22 protein-coding genes and 1 tRNA gene are annotated in these 17,896 nt (G+C 70.1%); 14 read left to right on the top strand and 9 right to left on the bottom strand.

All coding sequences use genetic code 11. The features are described from left to right. Window positions 1–327 precede the first annotated feature (327 nt). A complete protein-coding gene (locus tag NMN56_RS07445) occupies window positions 328–543 on the bottom strand; it encodes a hypothetical protein (protein WP_274044487.1) in 216 nt (71 codons plus the stop codon). Window positions 544–825: 282 nt separating this feature from the next. On the opposite strand from NMN56_RS07445, the gene NMN56_RS07440 reads away from it, so the two are divergent. The 3 genes from NMN56_RS07440 (at window position 826) to NMN56_RS07430 (ending at window position 4,985) form a co-directional block, all read left to right on the top strand. After that, entirely contained in the window at window positions 826–1,302 is a 477-nt protein-coding gene (locus tag NMN56_RS07440) for a MarR family winged helix-turn-helix transcriptional regulator (protein ID WP_274044553.1), read from the top strand. Window positions 1,303–1,477: 175 nt separating this feature from the next. Next, entirely contained in the window at window positions 1,478–3,970 is a 2,493-nt protein-coding gene (locus tag NMN56_RS07435) for an MFS transporter (protein ID WP_274044554.1), read from the top strand. Between the two features lie 157 nt (window positions 3,971–4,127). Then, the gene (locus tag NMN56_RS07430) at window positions 4,128–4,985 is read left to right on the top strand and encodes a YceI family protein (protein ID WP_274044488.1); all 858 of its coding nucleotides are present in this window, start codon (window positions 4,128–4,130) and stop codon (window positions 4,983–4,985) included. 58 nt (window positions 4,986–5,043) lie between these two features. On the opposite strand, the gene NMN56_RS07425 is transcribed toward NMN56_RS07430, so the two are convergent. Further along, window positions 5,044–5,928 (bottom strand): TetR/AcrR family transcriptional regulator, encoded by an 885-nt coding sequence (locus tag NMN56_RS07425; RefSeq protein ID WP_274044489.1) that lies wholly within the window; start codon window positions 5,926–5,928, stop codon window positions 5,044–5,046. A gap of 257 nt (window positions 5,929–6,185) precedes the next feature. Between NMN56_RS07425 and NMN56_RS07420 the strand changes: the two genes are divergently transcribed. Both NMN56_RS07420 and NMN56_RS07415 read left to right on the top strand, forming a co-directional pair. Then, window positions 6,186–6,872 (top strand): DUF1707 SHOCT-like domain-containing protein, encoded by a 687-nt coding sequence (locus tag NMN56_RS07420; RefSeq protein WP_274044490.1) that lies wholly within the window; start codon window positions 6,186–6,188, stop codon window positions 6,870–6,872. 46 nt (window positions 6,873–6,918) lie between these two features. Then, window positions 6,919–7,434 carry a hypothetical protein gene (locus NMN56_RS07415; RefSeq protein ID WP_274044491.1) on the top strand — a complete coding sequence of 172 codons (516 nt, stop codon included), beginning with the start codon at window positions 6,919–6,921 and terminating at the stop codon, window positions 7,432–7,434. A gap of 168 nt (window positions 7,435–7,602) precedes the next feature. Here the strand turns inward: NMN56_RS07415 and NMN56_RS07410 are convergent. Both NMN56_RS07410 and NMN56_RS07405 read right to left on the bottom strand, forming a co-directional pair. Then, window positions 7,603–7,681, bottom strand: a tRNA-Arg gene (locus tag NMN56_RS07410). A 167-nt stretch (window positions 7,682–7,848) separates the two neighbouring features. After that, on the bottom strand, window positions 7,849–8,076 hold the full coding sequence (locus tag NMN56_RS07405) for a hypothetical protein (protein ID WP_280842799.1): 228 nt from the start codon (window positions 8,074–8,076) through the stop codon (window positions 7,849–7,851). Between the two features lie 116 nt (window positions 8,077–8,192). Here NMN56_RS07405 and NMN56_RS07400 point away from each other — a divergent pair, with 116 nt between their 5' ends. The 8 genes from NMN56_RS07400 to NMN56_RS07365 all read left to right on the top strand — a co-directional run bounded on the left by NMN56_RS07400 (window position 8,193) and on the right by NMN56_RS07365 (window position 11,787). After that, entirely contained in the window at window positions 8,193–8,531 is a 339-nt protein-coding gene (locus tag NMN56_RS07400; protein WP_274044493.1) for a DUF6011 domain-containing protein, read from the top strand. A 241-nt stretch (window positions 8,532–8,772) separates the two neighbouring features. Next, window positions 8,773–9,531 (top strand): DUF6907 domain-containing protein, encoded by a 759-nt coding sequence (locus tag NMN56_RS07395; RefSeq protein WP_430542504.1) that lies wholly within the window; start codon window positions 8,773–8,775, stop codon window positions 9,529–9,531. Next, complete coding sequence (locus NMN56_RS07390) at window positions 9,528–9,932, top strand: DUF6907 domain-containing protein (protein ID WP_274044495.1); 405 nt, start codon at window positions 9,528–9,530, stop codon at window positions 9,930–9,932. Before NMN56_RS07395 ends, NMN56_RS07390 begins: the two co-directional genes overlap by 4 nt. Next, a complete protein-coding gene (locus NMN56_RS07385; RefSeq protein ID WP_274044496.1) occupies window positions 9,929–10,225 on the top strand; it encodes an HNH endonuclease in 297 nt (98 codons plus the stop codon). The genes NMN56_RS07390 and NMN56_RS07385 overlap by 4 nt, the downstream gene beginning before the upstream one ends. After that, window positions 10,222–10,428, top strand: coding sequence for a hypothetical protein (locus tag NMN56_RS07380; RefSeq protein ID WP_274044497.1), 207 nt, complete (start codon window positions 10,222–10,224; stop codon window positions 10,426–10,428). The genes NMN56_RS07385 and NMN56_RS07380 overlap by 4 nt, the downstream gene beginning before the upstream one ends. Beyond that, window positions 10,425–10,937, top strand: a complete 513-nt coding sequence (locus tag NMN56_RS07375) for a helix-turn-helix domain-containing protein (RefSeq protein WP_274044498.1) — start codon at window positions 10,425–10,427, stop codon at window positions 10,935–10,937. The genes NMN56_RS07380 and NMN56_RS07375 overlap by 4 nt, the downstream gene beginning before the upstream one ends. Next, window positions 10,934–11,326 carry a DUF6907 domain-containing protein gene (locus NMN56_RS07370; protein ID WP_274044499.1) on the top strand — a complete coding sequence of 131 codons (393 nt, stop codon included), beginning with the start codon at window positions 10,934–10,936 and terminating at the stop codon, window positions 11,324–11,326. Before NMN56_RS07375 ends, NMN56_RS07370 begins: the two co-directional genes overlap by 4 nt. Beyond that, entirely contained in the window at window positions 11,323–11,787 is a 465-nt protein-coding gene (locus tag NMN56_RS07365) for a DUF6907 domain-containing protein (protein WP_274044500.1), read from the top strand. Before NMN56_RS07370 ends, NMN56_RS07365 begins: the two co-directional genes overlap by 4 nt. Window positions 11,788–12,778: 991 nt before the next feature. Here NMN56_RS07365 and NMN56_RS07360 read toward each other — a convergent pair. The 4 genes from NMN56_RS07360 to NMN56_RS07345 are packed head-to-tail and all read right to left on the bottom strand — an operon-like array spanning window position 12,779 to window position 13,788. After that, on the bottom strand, window positions 12,779–12,925 hold the full coding sequence (locus NMN56_RS07360) for a hypothetical protein (RefSeq protein ID WP_274044501.1): 147 nt from the start codon (window positions 12,923–12,925) through the stop codon (window positions 12,779–12,781). Next, window positions 12,922–13,326, bottom strand: a complete 405-nt coding sequence (locus NMN56_RS07355) for a hypothetical protein (RefSeq protein ID WP_274044502.1) — start codon at window positions 13,324–13,326, stop codon at window positions 12,922–12,924. The genes NMN56_RS07360 and NMN56_RS07355 overlap by 4 nt, the downstream gene beginning before the upstream one ends. Next, the gene (locus NMN56_RS07350) at window positions 13,323–13,577 is read right to left on the bottom strand and encodes a hypothetical protein (RefSeq protein WP_274044503.1); all 255 of its coding nucleotides are present in this window, start codon (window positions 13,575–13,577) and stop codon (window positions 13,323–13,325) included. The genes NMN56_RS07355 and NMN56_RS07350 overlap by 4 nt, the downstream gene beginning before the upstream one ends. After that, entirely contained in the window at window positions 13,567–13,788 is a 222-nt protein-coding gene (locus tag NMN56_RS07345; RefSeq protein WP_274044504.1) for a hypothetical protein, read from the bottom strand. Before NMN56_RS07345 ends, NMN56_RS07350 begins: the two co-directional genes overlap by 11 nt. 148 nt (window positions 13,789–13,936) lie before the next feature. On the opposite strand from NMN56_RS07345, the gene NMN56_RS07340 reads away from it, so the two are divergent. Then, window positions 13,937–14,227 (top strand): GntR family transcriptional regulator, encoded by a 291-nt coding sequence (locus tag NMN56_RS07340; RefSeq protein ID WP_274044505.1) that lies wholly within the window; start codon window positions 13,937–13,939, stop codon window positions 14,225–14,227. A 3-nt stretch (window positions 14,228–14,230) separates the two neighbouring features. Here the strand turns inward: NMN56_RS07340 and NMN56_RS07335 are convergent, their stop codons facing one another. Then, window positions 14,231–17,860 carry a hypothetical protein gene (locus NMN56_RS07335; RefSeq protein WP_274044506.1) on the bottom strand — a complete coding sequence of 1,210 codons (3,630 nt, stop codon included), beginning with the start codon at window positions 17,858–17,860 and terminating at the stop codon, window positions 14,231–14,233. Window positions 17,861–17,896: the final 36 nt, after the last annotated feature.

The raw sequence follows: 17,896 nt of genomic DNA, 5'->3' as shown, positions 1-17,896 counted from the left end.
TCGGCAACGGGGACCGGCAGGAGCGCCGTGGCCCTCCCAGTAACGCGCCGAAGGCAGTCGTGGACGGCTCGGCGCTGACATGAAAAAACCCCGGAGCCGGGGGCCGGTCCGGGGCGGCAATGCTGGGTGCGGTGCTGGGCACCGCGGTGAGGAGGTCCTACGGGTCGGGTTCCGTCAACGGTCGTCGTACGCGGGCGTCGTGCGGGTCGTCGTACACGGTCGGTCGGTTTCGTCAGCGGGCTGTGCGGTGCGCGGCCGTTCGTACATCGGGTACGCCGGGTACGCCGCCCGCACGTCACCGTACGGTCGTCGTACGCGCGAGCGTTCCTAGCCGAAGGCGAGCCAGGCGACGGCGCCCAGGACGACGACCGCGACGACGATGCCGACGATCAGGCCGACCCGGGGCCCGGCCGGTGCCGGTGGCACGGGGCCGCGCTGCTGCTGTGGGGTGCCCTCGTCGACGAAGGCGCGGAACATCTGAGTGCTGCCTGCCGGGTCCGGGTGTCCTTCGGGGCCCTGCGGCGACTGGGGGTTGTGAGCCATGGGGCAGGACCCTAGCGAACCCTGGGACAGGGGCACAGCCCCGGCCCCGCACTGGCGAGAGCCAGGTCAGGCACCGGAGCGGACGGCCGGAGCGAGAGGGGGAGCCGGCGGGAGAGCGGGCGCCGCGGCGGGGGCGCTCAGCGGTTACCACACTTGACGCGTTCTTGGTCGGCCGCACACCGATGCTTTATTTATTGTTTGCCTCGCATGCCCGAAATCAACTTGCCTACAGCAACCAACTTCTTCTATGGTTGCCCTAAGCAACAAGTTCATGGGGTACAGATGGCCGAACGCAGTCAGTACGAGGAGCTGGCACGGCAGCTGAGCGCCATCGGCGCCGTCAAGCGTGAGATGGCCCGGGGACTCCCGGCGGATTGCCCGCCCGCATCGGCGGCCGTACTGATGCTCCTGAGCAAACACGGGGAGATGCGCACCAGTCGGCTGGCCGAGTTGATGGCCATCGACATGTCGGTCACCAGTCGGCATGTCACGCACGTCGCCGACCGTGGCTGGATCGACCGCCACCCTGACCCGCAGGACGGCCGGTCCCGGCTGCTGCGGATCAGCGAGTCGGGCGAACGGTTCCTGGACGAACTGTCCACACAGACCGTCGAACTCCTGGCCGCACACCTTCGGGACTGGAACGACGAGGACGTCGCCCACCTCAACTCCCTGCTCAGCCGGCTCCGCACGAGCTTCGGGGACTGCCGTTCACGCGGTGGGCCCCCACATGACACGACCGCAACCGCTTCACACTGAGTAAGAAGGACGCCGAATGGCAACGACCCGACCTCAGCCCTCAGCTGGGGGGCCCCGCGACGCCGTACATGGGGCCGGCGGCGGGGCACGACACGCGGCCAACACAGCGCACGGCGCCCAGCCGACCCCCACGCACCAAGCCTCAGCCGCCACACAGCCGAGCGGCGACGGTTCGATGTCCCACCGTCAGATCATGGAGGCGCTGTCCGGGCTGCTGCTCGGCATGTTCGTCGCCATTCTGTCGTCGACGATCGTCTCCACGGCACTGCCCAGGATCATCTCGGACCTGCACGGCAGCCAGAGCAGCTACACCTGGGTCGTCACGGCCTCGCTGCTGTCGATGACAGCCACCACCCCCATCTGGGGCAAGCTCGCCGACCTCACCAGCAAGAAGATGCTGGTGCAGATCGCGATCATCGTCTTCGTGCTGTCCTCTGCCGGTGCCGGACTCTCTCAGGGCCCCGGCACGCTGATCATGTTCCGTGTGTTCCAGGGCATAGGCATGGGCGGTCTGACCGCCCTGGCCCAGGTCATCATGGCCGCCATGATCTCCCCGCGTGAGCGCGGGCGGTACAGCGGCTACCTCGGCGCCACCTTCGCGGTCGCCACCGTCGGCGGCCCGCTGCTCGGCGGCGTCATCACCGACACCAGCTGGCTCGGCTGGCGCTGGTGCTTCTACGTCGGCGTTCCGTTCGCGATCGTCGCGCTGATCGTGCTCCAGAAGACGCTGCACCTGCCCGTGATCAAGCGGAAGGACGTGAAGGTCGACTGGCTCGGCGCGTTCTTCATCGCCGCCGCGGCGTGCACGCTCCTGCTGTGGGTCACCTTCGCCGGTGACAAGTACGACTGGATCTCCTGGCAGACCTACGCCATGATCGGCGGCACCATCGTGCTCGCGCTGCTGTTCATGCTCGTGGAGTCGAAGGCCAAGGAACCGATCATTCCGCTGCGGCTGTTCCGCAACCGCACCATCACCCTCGCCTCGGTCGCCTCGCTGTTCGTCGGTATCGCGATGTTCGGCGCGACGGTCTTCCTCAGCCAGTACTTCCAGCTGGCGCGCGGCAAGTCGCCGACGATGGCCGGTGTCATGACGATCCCGATGATCGCGGGACTCTTCGTCTCCACCACCCTCTCGGGCCAGATCATCAGCCGTACCGGCAAGTGGAAGCTGTGGCTGTGCGGCGGCGGTGTGCTGATGACAGCCGGCATGGGCCTGCTGGGCACGCTGCGCTACGACACCACGTACTGGCACATGGCGATCTTCATGGCGCTGCTGGGCCTCGGTGTCGGCATGATGATGCAGAACCTGGTGCTCGCCACCCAGAACCAGGTGGCTCCGAAGGACCTCGGCGCCGCAAGCTCGACGGTCAACTTCTTCCGTTCCCTGGGCGGCGCGGTGGGCGTCTCGGCGCTCGGCGCCATCATGGCCACCCGCATCACGCACTACATGGAAGACGGCTTCGGCAAGCTCGGCATCAAGGGCGGCGGCGCCACGGGTGGTGGCGGCAGTGCGCTGCCCAACCTGGACAAGCTCCCCGCACCCGTACGCACCGTGGTCGAAAGCTCGTACGGGCACGGCATCGGTGACATCTACCTGTACGCCGCGCCCGTCGCGCTGCTGGGACTGCTGTGCGTGCTGTTCATCAAGGAGGTTCCTCTGAAGACGCAGTCCGGCCTGGAGCAGGGGGCCAACCCGCAGTCCGTCCCGGCGGCCTCGGGCACCCCCGCAGGCGAAACCCCCGCGGTCGAGCGGACCGCCGAGCAGCCGGTGGCCCAGCCCGTCGGTGCGCACGGCGGCCCGGACACCTCCCGGCCCGGCGAGAACGGCGACCACCGCACGCAGCAGCTCAGGGAGTACGCGGCAGCCGCCAGTGCGGCACCGGCGGCACCGCAGCCCTCCGGCGGCATCGGGGTCTACGGCACCGTCCGTAACGCCGACGGCATCGGCGTCGCACGCGCCGCCGTCACCCTGATCTCGCTCAGCGGGCGCCAGCTCGGCCGCTCCGTGACACACGGCGACGGCTCCTACGGGCTGGACGCTCCCGGCGCGGGCTCGTACGTACTGATCGCGGCGGCCGACGGCCACCAGCCGCAGGCGTCCACGGTCATCGTCGGCGAGGAGCCCCTCAGCCACGATCTGCTGCTCTCCGGCACCAGCGGCCTCTCGGGCCAGGTGCGCAGCGCGGTGGACAGTGCGCCCGTGCAGGGTGCGATGGTCGTCGTCACCGACGTCAGGGGCGAGGTGCTGGCCACCGGCGTCACCGGCGAGAACGGCGACTACCGGTTCGACGAGCTGGTCACCGGCTCCTTCACCCTCGCCGTCAACGCCTCCGGGTTCCGCCCGACCGCCATTCCGGTCGAGGTCCAGGGCCAGGGCGTGACCAAGCTGGACGTCGACCTCGCGGCGGGCGCCCGGGTCACGGGCACCGTGATGGCGGGCTCGGGCCGCAGGCCCCTGCCCGACGCGCGGGTCACGCTGGTCGACGCGGCGGGGAACGTCATCGCCACGTCCACGACAGGTGAGGACGGCGCGTACGCCTTCACCGACCTGGACGCGGGCGACTACTCGGTCATCGCGAGCGGCTACCCGCCCATGGCGAACGCCCTGCACGTGTCCGGTCCCGGTGTGGACGCGTACGACATCGAGCTGCACCACCCGGACGAGTGACCCCCCTGACCGGCGGCGCGCGGACCGAGCGGAGCGCGCGTCGTCGGCCAGGCCCGGGGAAGGGCCCCGGCATCCGCGGACAGCGTGTGCGGGCAAGGGACGGTCCGCCGCCGCGGACGCCGGGGTCCGTCGTATGCGAACTAGGAGCAAGAGAGACATGACGAGCGGGGCAAGCGGAACAGGCGCTGCGAGCGGCGCCGGCGTACGCGCACGGGTCAGGACCCGTGACGGGTGGGCCGTGCAGCACGCGGTGCTGACGGTGACCGACATGACGGGCTCGCAGGTACTGCGGGTCGAGGCCGACGACGAGGGCATCGTGCGCAGCGGGGAGCCGCTGGCCCCCGGCCCGTACACCGTGATCGCCACGGCCGTCGGCTACGCGCCGGCTGCCTCGACGGCGATGGTCACGGCCTCCGGCCGGGTGGATGTGGGGACCCTGGTGCTGGCGCGGCAGGGCGGCGTCGAGCTGCCCCCGCCCGGGATCTGGACGATCGACCCGATCCACTCCACGATCGCGGCGAGCGCACAGCACCTGGGCATGTCCAGCGTGCACGGGCGCTTCACGGACTTCGGCGGCCGGATCGAGATCGCGCAGGACGCCGAGAAGTCGACCGTCGAGGCCGTCATCAAGGCCGAGAGCATCGACACCGGCAACGAGATGCGCGATCAGCACCTGCGGTCCGGTGACTTCCTCAACATCGAGACGTACCCCGATCTGGTCTACCGCAGCACCGGCATCGACGTCGCCGGGCCCGACCGGTGGACCGTGCACGGCCAGCTCTCCATGCACGGCGTCGTACGCGACGTCGACCTGGACCTGAGCTACCTGGGCACGGGCCCCGACCCGTGGGGCGGCGTGCGCGCCGCCTTCCGCGCGGTGGCCGAACTGAAGCGCTCGGACTTCGCGATGAACTACAACCAGGTGGTCGCGGCCGGTATCGCCGCTGTCGGTACGACGCTCAAGGTCGAGCTGGACATCCAGGCCGTACAGGGCGAGTCACTGCCGTTCGGCTGAGCCGAACGGCCGCTCGCGGGCCCGGGGGCGCGTCATAGGCACGTCCGCAGGGGCGTCATCAGGGGCGTTCGACGGGCTGCGAGGGAATCACCGGCGTGGGCCGGCCGGAGACGGCCGGCCCACGCTTCGTCGTAGCGGAAGAAGCCGTCTCGCACAGCGACTCGATGCCCGCGATCACACAGTCCAGCGCCACCTCGAAGTCCCGCTGCCCCACCAGGAGTACGGGCTCGACGGGCTCCTCGCAGGCTCCCTGCTCCCCGGACCCGACGCGTTCTCCGTGATCCCCGCGAACCCCGTACCGGTCGTTCGCCCCGTCTCCGCTCAGCTCGCCGAACCGGGAGCGCAGCGCGCGCGTGCAGTCCTCCGAGCTGATCCCCGCCTCCCCGCACCGGCTGTTCCAGCCGGCCTCCACCGCCGCGTGTCCGTAGACGAACGAGAACAGCGAGGAGAGCGCGCCGTCCGCCTGCCGCGCCGGCAGCCCGGCACGCAGCAGGACGCGGCGGGTCGCCAACTGGTACCGCACCGCGCTCGGGCCGACGTTGAGGAAGCTGCCCAGCATCCCCGAGGTCCACGGGTGCCGCCGCAGCAGCCCGCACAGCTCATGAGCCACCTGCCGCAACTGCGCGCGCCAGTCGGCCCCTTCGGCCTCCGGATCCGGTACGTCCAGCTCGCCTTCCACGGCGTCCAGCGCGAGTTCGAGCAGATCGTCCTTACGGTCCACGTACCAGTACACCGACATGGCGGTCACACCCAGTTCGGCCGCCAGCCTGCGCATCGAGAACTTCGCCAGACCCTCGGTGTCCAGCAGCCGGACAGCCGCCGACGTGATCTTCTCCCGGTCCAGCCCTTCAGCCTGCCCCACCGCTCTGCGCCTCACCCCCGGCCGCTCATCCAGCCACACGCTGGTCCTGTGCATACGGCTCATGCGGCTGCCGTCTCTCATGGCACGCGCTCCTTCGGGAGCCGGGGAGGTAGGGCGGAACGGGGCGGCAACGGCCCGCGTAGTCCGTACCGTTACCCCCTCGATGCTAAGCCGTTTCCGAGTCCTCGGCGTCGCGCTCACGGGCAACGGTTCCCCGCCGGTACCGCTCCCCGCGCCGCCCCTCGCGCGATGCCGCCGTATTCTGGCTTTCAACGCCCATCGGACTCCCCTGCCACCGACGCGGAGCTTCCACAGGGCGGCTGGACAGAGGGGGAAACGTGGAGGAGAAGCACACTCCGGACGAGCGGATACCGGAAGAACGGACACCGGTGGAACAGGGCCCCGCCCACAACGGCCCCGCCAACCCAAACGACCCCGAAGGCCGCACAGACCCCACTACTCACAGCGGCCCCGGCGGCCACAAGGGCCCTGCGGCCCCCAGGTCTTCCACAGACCCGGTGACGGGCACCCACCGCGACCCCGCCCCCTCAACGCCCCCGGCTCCCGCGGCTCCCGCAACTCCGGCGGCTCCAGCGACGCGCGCGTCCGACGCCGACCGCGACACCGTCCTCTCCATCCTCAGCGCAGCGATGGCCAACGGCCGCCTCGACCAGGCCGAGCACGACGCCCGTTCCGGAGCGGCACTCTCCGCCCGCACACTGGGTGAACTGGCCCCACTGACCGCCGACTTACCCGAGGCCGAAGCGCACGCCCGCGAGGTCCGCCAGGCGGAGAGCCGCCGGCAGAACCTCAAGGAACGGGCCACCGAATGGCGCTCCTGGCTCGGGGCCGCCCTGATCATGAACGTCATCTGGGTCATCACCAGCATCGCCGACGGCGAGCTGTCCAACTACTGGCCCGTCTACCCCCTGGGCATCTGGGGAGCCATCCTCCTCGCCAGCACCCTTCGCCCCACGGACTCGCCCCACCACGCCAGCCATCCCCGCCGCCGACACCCTCGCTGAAACTGGAAGCCCGCGCGGATCCTGCGCCCCCGCCTGGAGTCGCCCTGTGACCGCAGTCATAGCCGCCATGATCACCGCTGTCGTCGGAGTCCTGGGCACCCTCTTCGCGCCGCTGATCTCCCACCGCATGACCGCGCGCCAGCGGGCGGAAGAGCGGGAAGACGCCGACCGGTTCCGCCTCTTCGAGGAACGGCGAGCCGCGTACACGGCGATGAACCGCGCCTCCCGCCAGTTCAGCACCCTGCTCAAGGACGCCCTGCACCGGCTGCGTGACGACGTGTACACCGACCAGGAACGTACGGCCCTGGAAGCGGCCAGGCTCGATTACCGCGACCGCTACGCGGAAGCCCAGATGATCGTCCCGGAGCGGATCCTGGAGGCGTCCCGCGCCGTCAACCAGGTCCTCGCCCACGTAGACGCCGTCGTCAAGCGCATCGACCGGAACCTGGCACGCCCCGGCGAAGACGCGGAGTCCGTCCGCCACACCCTCACCACCGACGGCGACCCCCTGCTCGCCACCATGCGCCACCTCATGCGGGAAGACCTGGGCGTACACGACTGACCCCGCCCCACCGCGCAGCTCCCTCGCGCACCATGCCCGCCCTCGCCCCTCGCCCTTCGCGCCGGATGACCGCGAAGCGTAACGCCCCCTTCACCGCTTGCCGCCGCAACGATCCCGGGCACAACACAGAGGGCCCCGTCCATATCGGACGGGGCCCTCTTTCTGCTGTGCGCTCGGCAGGATTCGAACCTGCAACCTTCTGATCCGTAGTCAGCCGGATAGCGTCCATGGTGTCCACCGTGAGAGCGGCGCGGTCACGGAGTGCAGGTCAGGCCCTGTCGGGGCAGTGATCGGCGGTGAGTCTGTGAGAGATGTGTGAGACGGAATTCGCCGACGCTCACCTCTGGCCGGAAGCCGCGCACACGAAGAAGGTCCGGCCCTGCGGGGCTGGACCTCGCGCGTCTGGGTGCTTCGTCAGGACCCGTCGTCGCCGGCGTCCTTCTCCTCAGCCCGCTCCTTCTCCGCAGCCCGCTCCTTGCGGATACGCGCGATGTACTCGCGGGACCAGTCCACCGAGCGCGCGATCCTCGCGTTCGGCTCGCCGAGTTCAAGTTGCTCCTTGATGCCGGTCATGAGTGCCTCGCGTGCGCGGTCGTACTCGTCTCGCAGGGACCTCAACTTGGGGATCTCATCTCGCGCCATGCCTGCCATGTTGTCACGACCTTCATTGTGAACTATGTGCGGAACAGAGTTGACAGTCTCACCGTGCAGGCGTAGTGTCAACCTTGTTAGGAACAGAGTTGACATAGGGGGAGTCGATGACTGGTACGGAAACCGCGAAGTGCCTGCGCTGCGGTAGGACGTTGACCTCGGCGGACAGCGTTGCTCGCGGTTACGGCCGGACCTGCGCCGCCAAGATCCGCCGCGCGAACGTCGTTGACCTCGCCGACTTCCAGGCCCACCAGGTCGCTTCCGCCCACGAGCTGATCGAGGACGGCGCCATCGTCGCCATCCGATCGCGGGTATTCCGCGCCGTCTCCACCGACGGCAGCGAGAGCTACCTCTGCCACCCGGCCAACTGCGCCTGCCCCGCCGGCCGCAAGGCCGTCCGGCCCTGCTACCACCAGCTCGCCGCCCGCCTCTTGCTCGCCGCCTGATGGACGCCACCGAGCCCACCGTGGCGGACGAGGCGCAGGCGGATCGCGACTACTGGAACGACCGGTACGAGCACGAGACCGAGCCCGACGACTGAAGGGACGCGAGCGGTCTCCGGTCGGTGCGACAACACCGGCCGGAGACCCGGCGCCCCACCACACGACACAGCACGACCCCGGCCTACGACCAAGCAGAACCCGGGGCCGCGCCACACAACCGAATGGAAGGACCGCCGTGACCACCATGGCACACGCACCCGCGATCATCCCGGCCCTCAACCTCACCCCGACCGGCCGCCTGCCCCACGCGGCGACCAGCCAGACGCCCCCGCCCGAGCCGAAGAAGGACATCGTTCCCGCGCTGATCGGCGGCGCGCGCGTCTACATCGAGTGCCCCGAGTGGTGCACGGTGGATCACGTCGCCACCTCCGAGCGCTGCCTCGCCGACCTGTCGCACGCCAGCACCTTCGCGGACTTGCACGTCCCGACCGGGGGCCGCGAGTTCCTGTTCCACGCCGCGCTGTTCTCCATGCCCTACGCCGAGGAGGACCCGGACTCGCCGCCGCACATGTTCGTGGATGACGAGCGCCAGGACGGAATCCGTCTCGACGCGGACGGCGCCACGGAGTTCGCCGACCGGCTCATCACGATGGCCGCGCAGGTGCGGCGCATGGCGCAAGCGCTGAGCCCCAGTGAGAGCACCCCTCCCGCTCCGCGTCCCACCGGCGCTTGCCCCGTCGAGTGGTGCGGGCAGCTCGGCCCCCACCAGGGGCACACCTCCAACGAGGTGGCCGTGCAGGGGCCGAACGGCACCGACGCCTACCTCATCGCCGAACTGATCGACATTGACGCAAGCGGTGCCGTTCACATCGGGTTCGAGGCGTCGGAGTGGGTCGGGCTGGACGCCGCCGGCCTGCGCGCCGAGGTCGCCAAGCTCCGCGCCCACCTGCCCCGGCTGGAGGCCCTGGCCGCCACGCTCGACACCATTGAGAGCAACAAGTGACCGGCCACGACAACAGCCCCCGCCCGAACGCCGGGCGGGGGCCCGTGACGGTGCACACCCGCGACCACGGACCCGTGACCATGCCCGAACCCGGCTGGTGCCTCGGACACCACGAGGACGACGGATACCGCGAAGACATCGCACACGAAGGACCCGAGACCCGCATCGAGGTACCCACCAGCCGCGGCCCCGAACTGCTGCTCCTGACAATGCTGGAACAGCGCCCGTTCACCAACCGCGCACCCGGCACGGGCGTGTTCCGCAACGTGTCCATCGGTGACAACGACTGGTTCCCCTCCAGCCCTGCGGACCTGCACACGCTCGCCGCCCACCTGTCCAGCGCAGCCCGAGCAATGCACGTCTTCGCCGAGGAACTGGAACAGATGGGCGGTGCGCGATGAGCCGCCGCCACCGCGCGGGATGCGTACGCGGAGAGCGGGGCAGGGAGCTGCGCCGGCGCCTGGCCGCCCGGGACGGGGCACGGTGCCTGTACTGCGCCCTCCCCTTCCCCCGACCCGAGGACGCGACGCTCGATCACTTCGTCCCGTACTCGCTATGGCGGACGAACCGCCCGGCCAACCTCGTACTGGCCTGCGTCCCGTGCAACAACGCCAAGGGGGCGACGCTGCCGTACACCCTCGTCGTGCTGCTCCTCGCAGGCTCCCGCAGGGCTGGTTGGGGGTGGACAGCGTGAACCTCAGCCCGACCAACACGGTTCACCGGCCGACGGAAGAGACGGCGCTGCGCCGCGCGGCCACGGCGGCCCGTCCCCTGCCGCCCGTCGAGCAGCTGCTCGACGCGTTGGTCATGGCCAACCGGCGCGGTGACCGGGCGGGCATGTGCCTGTGCGCGCACCGCGCCGTACGCGCCGCCGGCGGAGAGGTGGGCGAGCCGTGAGCCCCACACCCGAGGTGCGGCGCCGCACCGTGCGCCGCCTGGCCGACGAGGGCCTGAGCCGACGGCAGATCGCCGCGCGGCTCGGCATCTCGGCACGCACCGTGGGCCGTGATCTGCAAGCCGCGGACGAGGTGCGGCGCCCCGCGCGCCGCACCTCCCCACGGGGAGCACGAGCGGCCCGCCCCGGCCGCGTACGGCTGCGCCGTGACCTGCGCGGCACCCGGGGCGCCGCACCCGCCGACGAGGCGGATGTCCCCGGCATTCCGCCGTACGCCGACCCCGGCGCGGTACGCGCGATCGAGGCGCTGCGCACGGTCGATGCCGACGCGATCCAGACCGAGGCGCGACGTGCGGCACACACCCGCCCCTACGTGGTCGCCGCACTCGGAACAAGCGTCGACCTGCTCACCCGACTTGGCCCCGACACCGACATGCAGCGCCGTCAACTCGCGCTGCTCGCCGCCCGACTGCACGCGCTCGCCGAGAGTCCAGAGGAGACCAGCCCGTGAAGAACCAGACCTTCCCCGGCCGGACGCTCTCCGGCCGCACCGTGACCGTGGCCTGCCCGCCCTGGTGCACCTTCCCCCACCACGAGTGGGTGGACACGTGGGCCTTCCACGAGACGGACAGCGCCGTCTTCATCGGCCCCGCCGATCACTCCGGCTTTGACGGTGGCAAGCCGTATGACGCGCTGTGGGCCTGCGTCTCGGCAGAGGCGCACGAGGACGGCGGATACGGGCGGCCGTACCTGCACTTCGACACGATCGGCGCCGGTGCGGGTGGCCGCCTCGATGTGGCCCAGACGGACGCGCTCCTCGCCGAGCTGCGCCGCTACACCGGCCGACTCCAGCAGTTGCGTGACCAGCTCGCGAAGATCACCACCGAGGGGGAGCAGTGACCACCCACACCCGCACGTACACCGGCCCGACCCTGGCAGGCGGCACGGCCACCATCGTCTGCCCGCCCTGGTGCACCGTCGACCACGAACACCCCATCGAGGGCATCGACCGGGCCGACCACGCGGACGACGCGTTCCACGCAAGCGAGACGATCGCGATCGTTCCCCCGCCCGACGACGAGCGCACCGACCAGTTCTCGATCGTGCCGCAGCTCCGCGCCTACCTGATCCAGCACTCCGTAGACCCGCTCACCCCGCCCTACGACGCCGAGCACGGGCCCGGCACCCCGTGGCGCGCAACTGAGAAGCCCATGCGGCCCGGCGCAGGCATCTACCTCGCGCTGGAGGACGCAGGGGACCGGGCCGTCACCCTCGACCTGGAAGGCGCCGAGCAGGTGCTCGCCGAGCTGGAGGAGTACACCGAGGCGTTCCGGCAGATGCGCGACCACCTACGCGGCTGAGTAGGGGCGCGAGCACAGGTGTGGTCCCGAAGGGGGTACCCGTTCAGCGGGTACCCCCTTCTTCGTGTCCCGTGCAGCCAACCCCTTCTGAGAGGGGTTCGAGAAGGGGTTGGCGGGTGTGGATTTCCCCAGCTCGCGCCCGCTCTCCACAAGCGTGGACCCGGGCGTGTGGAGCGGTCGGGGAGAAGGGGCCCGCCGGGGTCTGCTACTACGGGCTGCTACGCACGTAGCGGGGGTTGCTACAGGACTGGTCAGCGGCCTGCTACAGCGGTAGCTACGGGTCGCCGGCGGGGTCCGGTCGGTCCGGTCGGGGAGAGGGGCCCGGGCCGCCACGGAAGGGCGCCGGAAGGGGCCCGCCCTGCGCCCCCGGCGGGCGGCCAGCGGGGCCGCTCGGGAGGGCCCTCCCGAACCCCTTCTCGGGCCCCTCCCCGACCGCGTCGGCCGACCCCGCCCCGGGCCCCGACTACACCCGCTGTGAGCTGCTGAACCACACCCCGACCACACCCCGACTACAGGGCCGACTACGGGCCCCGGCAGGCCCCTTCCCTCGCTCTCTCCGACCGGACGACCCAGGCCCCGCCTACCTACCCCGGCTACCCGCTCTGACCTGCGACGCCTACCACCCAGCTACCCCGCCTACCCGCCGCCTACCTACCCGTCTACCCCCTCCAGAACGGGCCACGAGAAGGGGTTAGCTGCACCCCGCACCCACCCACGCCGGGATGAGCAGAGGACAACTCACCTTGCCACCTGGGCCCCTCCCCTCTCCGACCGAGACTGTAGCGCCCCTCTCGCCCGGCGAGAGCGCCGGTGACCTGCACAAATCCCGGTCGCTCTCGGCCAGCTCTCGGCCATGTCTCGGCCCCGTGCAGCCCTCCCAGAAGGGGTTAGGTGCAGAACGCAGCTAACCCCTCCCGCTCTCACGGAAGGGGCCAAAAGCGGTGTTGTTGCCGCAGGTCAGCACGGCAACAACAACAACAACGACAACCGGTCAGCTCTCCTCATCGCCGCTCTCCTCGGTGTCGGCGGGGGGATCGGGGATGGGCGGGACCATCTCTGTGTGGTCGCATCTGACGCACGCGTAGCTGCGGAACCCGCCGCCCTCGACGCAGACCATCCGTACGCCGCAGTGATTCATTTCCCCTCACATCCTTCTTCCTGTGGTGCCGGTCCGGTGTGGCCGGGCCGGTCACGGCCACCACGAACGCAGTCGAGCAGAAGCAGAGCGGCGCCCAGCGCAGCGCCCGTATTCGGAACAGGTGGCGGAGTCGGGTCCGCGAGCACCTGCGCACGGCGGTGCAGCCATCGCGCGTACTCGCCGGCCGGACCCCCATCCGCGCGGGGTGGCGGCCGGTCGGCAGAGTCACGGGCGACGGCGGCCAGCACGCGGGCCTGCTCCAACCCCTCGCTGGCGAGCCACTGCTGGCGCAGCCTCGCATCCTCCGCAGCGGCATCCGGCCCCTGGTGCTCGCTGAGGGCATCCACCATCAGCATGAGCAACAGGGAACTGTCCGGCGGCAGCTCGGCGGCGCGGGTCATGAGGCGTTCCCCAGTTGCTTGGCTCTGGCCGCGTCCAAGGCCGCGAGGTCCGTGCGGAGCCAGGCCGGGGCGCTCGGATAGGTGGCCATCTCGCGGGCGTGCGGGATGCAGGCACGCACGATGTAACCGGGTCCGGAGCCTCGTTCGACGAGCGCGACCGCCAGAGTCTCCGCCCACGCCTCGCAGCGGCAGCAGTGCCCCATCTCGACAAGACGTTCCGCGTCGTCCGCGCCGGGCTCGTCACGAGACATGGCGGCCCCCGAACGCGCGGTAGGGGTCGGGGCAGCGGGGACACTCGCACGGCGGGTAGACGCTGGAGGACATCGGTGCTCCCGGAGGCTCGGTGAAGGCCACCGCGGGGCCGCGCTCCAGCGTCCGGGAGTTCACGGTGTAGATCTTGAACCTGATCCCCGGATGGCGGGGTGCTTCATCCGTTCGACCGGTCCCGCTAGAGTCGGTCATGACGTCAGCTCCTCGGGCTGGTGTCCACGCCTCGGAGCCGTTCGCCCGGCTGCCGGGGCTTCTTGCCGAGTGAACCCTATAAGCCATACAGAGCTATACATAGCTTTCTGTCGGTCTGTGCAGGTCAGCGCAGCTCTACGTTCCCGGTATGAGCGATGATCAGCAGGTCCCCGACTTCAACCCCACGGGTCCTCAGCTGGTGTACGTCGCGGTGGCGGACCACATCGCAGCTCGCATTGCGGCCGGCGAACTCGGCATCGGGGCGCGACTCCCCGCCGAACGTGACTTGGCCACCGAGTACGGCGTCGCTTACCTCACAGTGCGGCGAGCCACAGCTCTCCTGCGCGAGCGCGGCCTCATCGTCACGGTCCACGGCCGAGGCACCTACGTTGCCGAGCCCGACGATGCCCCCGGTGATCAGCCGCCCGACGAGGGCTGAGCGCTACGGCACGCGCCGCTGCTGCTGCGCCCGCGCGTAGGCTCTGACGAACCAGTCCTCCAGCTCCCGCTGAGAGCCGATGACGCCCTCGTTCGTGAAGTAGAAGTTGTTCACCACCGTCGGCGCCTCGACACTCCGCCCGGCCGTAGCAGTGGCTCCGCCCGTCCCTACCTGATGCGCCGTGCCTCTGGCAGGAAGCTGCATGCTGTTGATGGCGTCCATGAACGGCTCGCCGTAGTGCTTCACGGCCGCGGTGCGCATCATGAACTCGCCGTCGGAGCCCATGACCGGGATGCTGTCCGAGGTGCTGGTGCCGGGTCCGCGCAAGAGACCGCCGCCGGGGAAGCCCTGGATCGGCCCGCCGGACGCGCGCTTGATCGGCCCGCCCTTCGCCCGCCGGCCCCAGTAGCTGCCGCCGGGCGCAAAGGTCGCGCCCTTGCGTGCCTTGACCGAAGACACGTAGTTCGTGCGGATCGTGACGGACTTGTCTGTGACCTTGGCCAAGGCAGCGCGTGCACGTCGCACCTTCGCCAGCAGGTCGCCTATCTCCGCACGCAGCTTGGCCTTCTTGCCTGGGGGGACGCTCTTGAGACGCCGCTTCGCCGCTTCGAGTTTCGCGGTCCAGTCCTTGATGTCACCCCTGAGCTTGGCGGTCTTGGTGGACTTGGCCTTCTTCAACTGCCGCTCAGCGCTGGCGACCTTGGCCTTCCAGTCCTTGATGTCACCCGTGAGCTTGGCGCGCTTCGTCCCCTTGGCGGTCTTGAGCTGCTTCTCCGCGCTGGCGATCTTCGCGCGCCAGTCCTTGACGTTCGCGGTGAGGCGCGCCTCCCGCTTCGTCGGCGTCATCAGCAGACGGACCTTCGCCTTGATGAGCTGCTCGTTCCACCGCTTGATGTCGGCCGTGAGCCGGGCCTTCTTCTCCTTGGGAATGTTCTTGTCCGAGAGCTGCGCCTTAGCCTTGCTGATCTTCGCGGACAGATCGGACACGTCGCCCTTGAGCGTCGTCTTCTTGTTGGGGATCTTCAGGATCTCGCTCGCGAGCTTCGTGGCCTGCCCCCGCGTCAGGCCCATCTGCATGCCGTACGTGATCAGCTTCTGACGGCCACGCTCGTAGATCCCGCTCACGGTGCTCCACGACTTGCCCGACTCCCTCGCCGCACCGCCCGCCTCGTCGGTCTTCGTGGCCAGGTCTTGGAGAGCGCTAGCTGCTGCCTGGGCCTTCGGACTGTTGACGTCCAACTGGCCGTTGACCATGCGCAGGCTGCCCGCGTTCTCCTTGGCGGCCTTCGCAGCGGTGTCGATGCTGGCCTCGAACGCGATCATCCCGCCGAGGCTCGCCCTGTTCACTTCGTTCAGGGCCTGTATCGCCTGACGCAACCCGTCGGCGCTGGCTTTCTGCGCTTCGAGTTTGGTCTTCGTCTTGATCGCCTGGTTACCGAACAGGCCCATACTCTGCGCGACCAGCTCCTGCTCCGCTTTCGCGTTGGCCAGAGCCTCCTTGTACTTCGGCATCATGCCGCGGAGCTTCTCCGTCGACGTGCCGCTCTTCGCAGCTGCCGCGGCGTACCTCTTGAAGCCCATCGCTGCGATGTCCGTGTGGCCCTTGGACACGAGATCGGAGAGCGCTTTGTCTACGGCCTGCATGGACTTCTGCGACTTGTCGAGCCCCGCCTCCGTGTCCAATCCCAGGGTGACGATGGTGTGGCCGACGTCCTTGATGCGTTCCATCACGCTCGGGTGTGCGACCCGTCCCACGGCCGCGCCGAAGCCGGACAGGTCTTTCCCGAAGGCGCGCGCGGCCTCCCCGCCGATCTTTCCGGTACGGGCGAAAGCGATCATGGATCGCGACAGCTTCTCCGCCGACGGTGGCGCCTCATCCAACTTGCTGACCAGCTTGGAGATGCCGACCGTCAGCACCGCCACACCGACCGCCGCGAGCGCGAACTTGGCGCCACCCGGCATCGCCGCCAGCCCCGCACGCAGCGACGCCATCCGGCCCGTCGCCCCAGCCGCCGCCGTACGCATCGCCACGATGTGCCCGGTCATAGCCGCAAGCCCGGCATTCATCGCGATCATGCCAGCCGCCGCCAGCTTGATCAGCCGGAAAGTGATGTACACCTGCACCAGGTTGTTCAGCAGCCCTTGGGGGACCGCGTTGACCAGCCTGGCGAACGCGTTGACCACCGTCAGCATCCCGACGCCGACCCCCGACGCGGCCTCGACCAAGTTGAGCAGCACGCTGCCGAGGTTCCGCAGCGTCTCACCGGCGAGTGGGCCGTTCGCCCTGGCGTACGCCATGAAGGAGGAGACCCCGCCGCCCACGCTTCCGGTCTGGGCGGAGCGGATGAAGGACAGCAGCCCGTCGGTGGCGCGACGCAGGGCCGTGCCCGCGAGCGCGTTGACCTTCTGGATCAGCGCGTCCATACCCGGCGATCTGATGCCCCCCGCCGCAATCTTGATCAGGCGATCCAGGCCGCTGGCCGCCGTCTTCACCAGCGGCGTGAACTTCGGCAGCAGCGCGGACGCCGTCTGAAGCCCGCGCGTAAAGACCGGCATCGTGTCCTTCGCCAAGGCGTTGGACCAGCCGGTGTACTGCGTCTTCAACGAGGACAGCGCCGCAGCAGCCGTACGCGTCGGCGCCGGCATCCGCGCGACTTCCCGCGCGTACTCGTTCGATGCCTCCGCCGCCTGCTTCGACGTACGGCCGTGCTCGCGCACCGCCTCCTTGTACTTCGTCTCCGCCTTAGCAGCAGCCGCGACCGACGCGACCTGCTTGCCCATCGCCAGGCCGAGCGCACCCACCGCGACACCGGCCGCCATGGCGTACCCGGCGATCGGTGCGAGCGACGCCGCGGCCGGAATCGCCGCCGTCGCCAGCGACAGCAGCACGGCCCTCACGTCCGACATGCGGTCGCCCGCACCGCCCGCCGACCCGCCGAGCGTGCCGAGCCTGCCGCGCAGCCCGTTCAGCCCCGGACCAAGACGCCGCACGCTGGCGTCAAGGTCGTCCATGTCGCCGCGCAGCGTGCGCGTACGGCCGGACAGGTCCCCGAACCGCCCCGCCACGTTGTCCGCCCGGTTGCTCAGGACGCGCAGGGCACGAGCGGCACCCTGCGCCGCCTCCCTCAACCCGTTGAGCTGGGCGGCTGCGGCTGTCGCGCGGGCGCCCAGTGCTGTGAGCGCGCGGCCTGCATCCTCGCTGCCTTCGCGCAGCCGGCCGACCGCGACGGCGGCCGTGGTCAGCTGCTGGGCACGGGCCTGGACGTTGACCGTGATCTGTACGGAGCCGAGCGCGCGGAGCCGGTCGACGGAGGCGCGGACGGAGGCGATACCGGGCGCGGTGTCGTCGTCGACACGGGCGCCGATGCGCACCGGGCCCAGGCGCCCCAGGTCGTCGACGGCGTTGCGGACTTGGGCCGCGCCCGCGCTGAGCTGGTTGTCCAGGCGGGCGCTGACGCTGATGTCGCGGGCGACGGTACGGACGCGGTCGAGTTCGTCGGCGACGTCGCCGATGCGGTCCTTGAAGTTCCGCAGCGGCCCGTCGGAGCGGGAGACCATGGCGCGGATCGAGCGCGCGGCATCCCGCGTGTTCATGTCGACGCGGATCTCGGCCGTGCCCACCAGCTCAGCCACCGAGGATCACCCCGGCAGCGTCCGCGCACCGATCAC

The organism is Streptomyces iconiensis, from assembly GCF_028657195.3.
Taxonomy (GTDB): Bacteria; Actinomycetota; Actinomycetes; order Streptomycetales; family Streptomycetaceae; genus Streptomyces; species Streptomyces iconiensis.
Note: the sequence above shows the minus strand (reverse complement) of the source record. Positions and strands in the feature narration are given on the sequence as shown.

Bases quoted from the DNA above. Each gene is read 5' to 3' on its own strand.
- NMN56_RS07350 (WP_274044503.1), bottom strand. From the start codon at position 13,577: ATGTCTCGTGACGAGCCCGGCGCGGACGACGCGGAACGTCTTGTCGAG.
- NMN56_RS07360 (WP_274044501.1), bottom strand. From the start codon at position 12,925: ATGAATCACTGCGGCGTACGGATGGTCTGCGTCGAGGGCGGCGGGTTC.
- NMN56_RS07400 (WP_274044493.1), top strand. From the start codon at position 8,193: ATGACTGGTACGGAAACCGCGAAGTGCCTGCGCTGCGGTAGGACGTTG.
- NMN56_RS07430 (WP_274044488.1), top strand. From the start codon at position 4,128: ATGACGAGCGGGGCAAGCGGAACAGGCGCTGCGAGCGGCGCCGGCGTA.
- NMN56_RS07425 (WP_274044489.1), bottom strand. From the start codon at position 5,928: ATGAGAGACGGCAGCCGCATGAGCCGTATGCACAGGACCAGCGTGTGG.
- NMN56_RS07435 (WP_274044554.1), top strand. From the start codon at position 1,478: ATGTCCCACCGTCAGATCATGGAGGCGCTGTCCGGGCTGCTGCTCGGC.
- NMN56_RS07345 (WP_274044504.1), bottom strand. From the start codon at position 13,788: ATGACCGACTCTAGCGGGACCGGTCGAACGGATGAAGCACCCCGCCAT.
- NMN56_RS07395 (WP_430542504.1), top strand. From the start codon at position 8,773: ATGGCACACGCACCCGCGATCATCCCGGCCCTCAACCTCACCCCGACC.
- NMN56_RS07355 (WP_274044502.1), bottom strand. From the start codon at position 13,326: ATGACCCGCGCCGCCGAGCTGCCGCCGGACAGTTCCCTGTTGCTCATG.
- NMN56_RS07445 (WP_274044487.1), bottom strand. From the start codon at position 543: ATGGCTCACAACCCCCAGTCGCCGCAGGGCCCCGAAGGACACCCGGAC.
- NMN56_RS07405 (WP_280842799.1), bottom strand. From the start codon at position 8,076: ATGGCGCGAGATGAGATCCCCAAGTTGAGGTCCCTGCGAGACGAGTAC.
- NMN56_RS07340 (WP_274044505.1), top strand. From the start codon at position 13,937: ATGAGCGATGATCAGCAGGTCCCCGACTTCAACCCCACGGGTCCTCAG.
- NMN56_RS07440 (WP_274044553.1), top strand. From the start codon at position 826: ATGGCCGAACGCAGTCAGTACGAGGAGCTGGCACGGCAGCTGAGCGCC.
- NMN56_RS07385 (WP_274044496.1), top strand. From the start codon at position 9,929: ATGAGCCGCCGCCACCGCGCGGGATGCGTACGCGGAGAGCGGGGCAGG.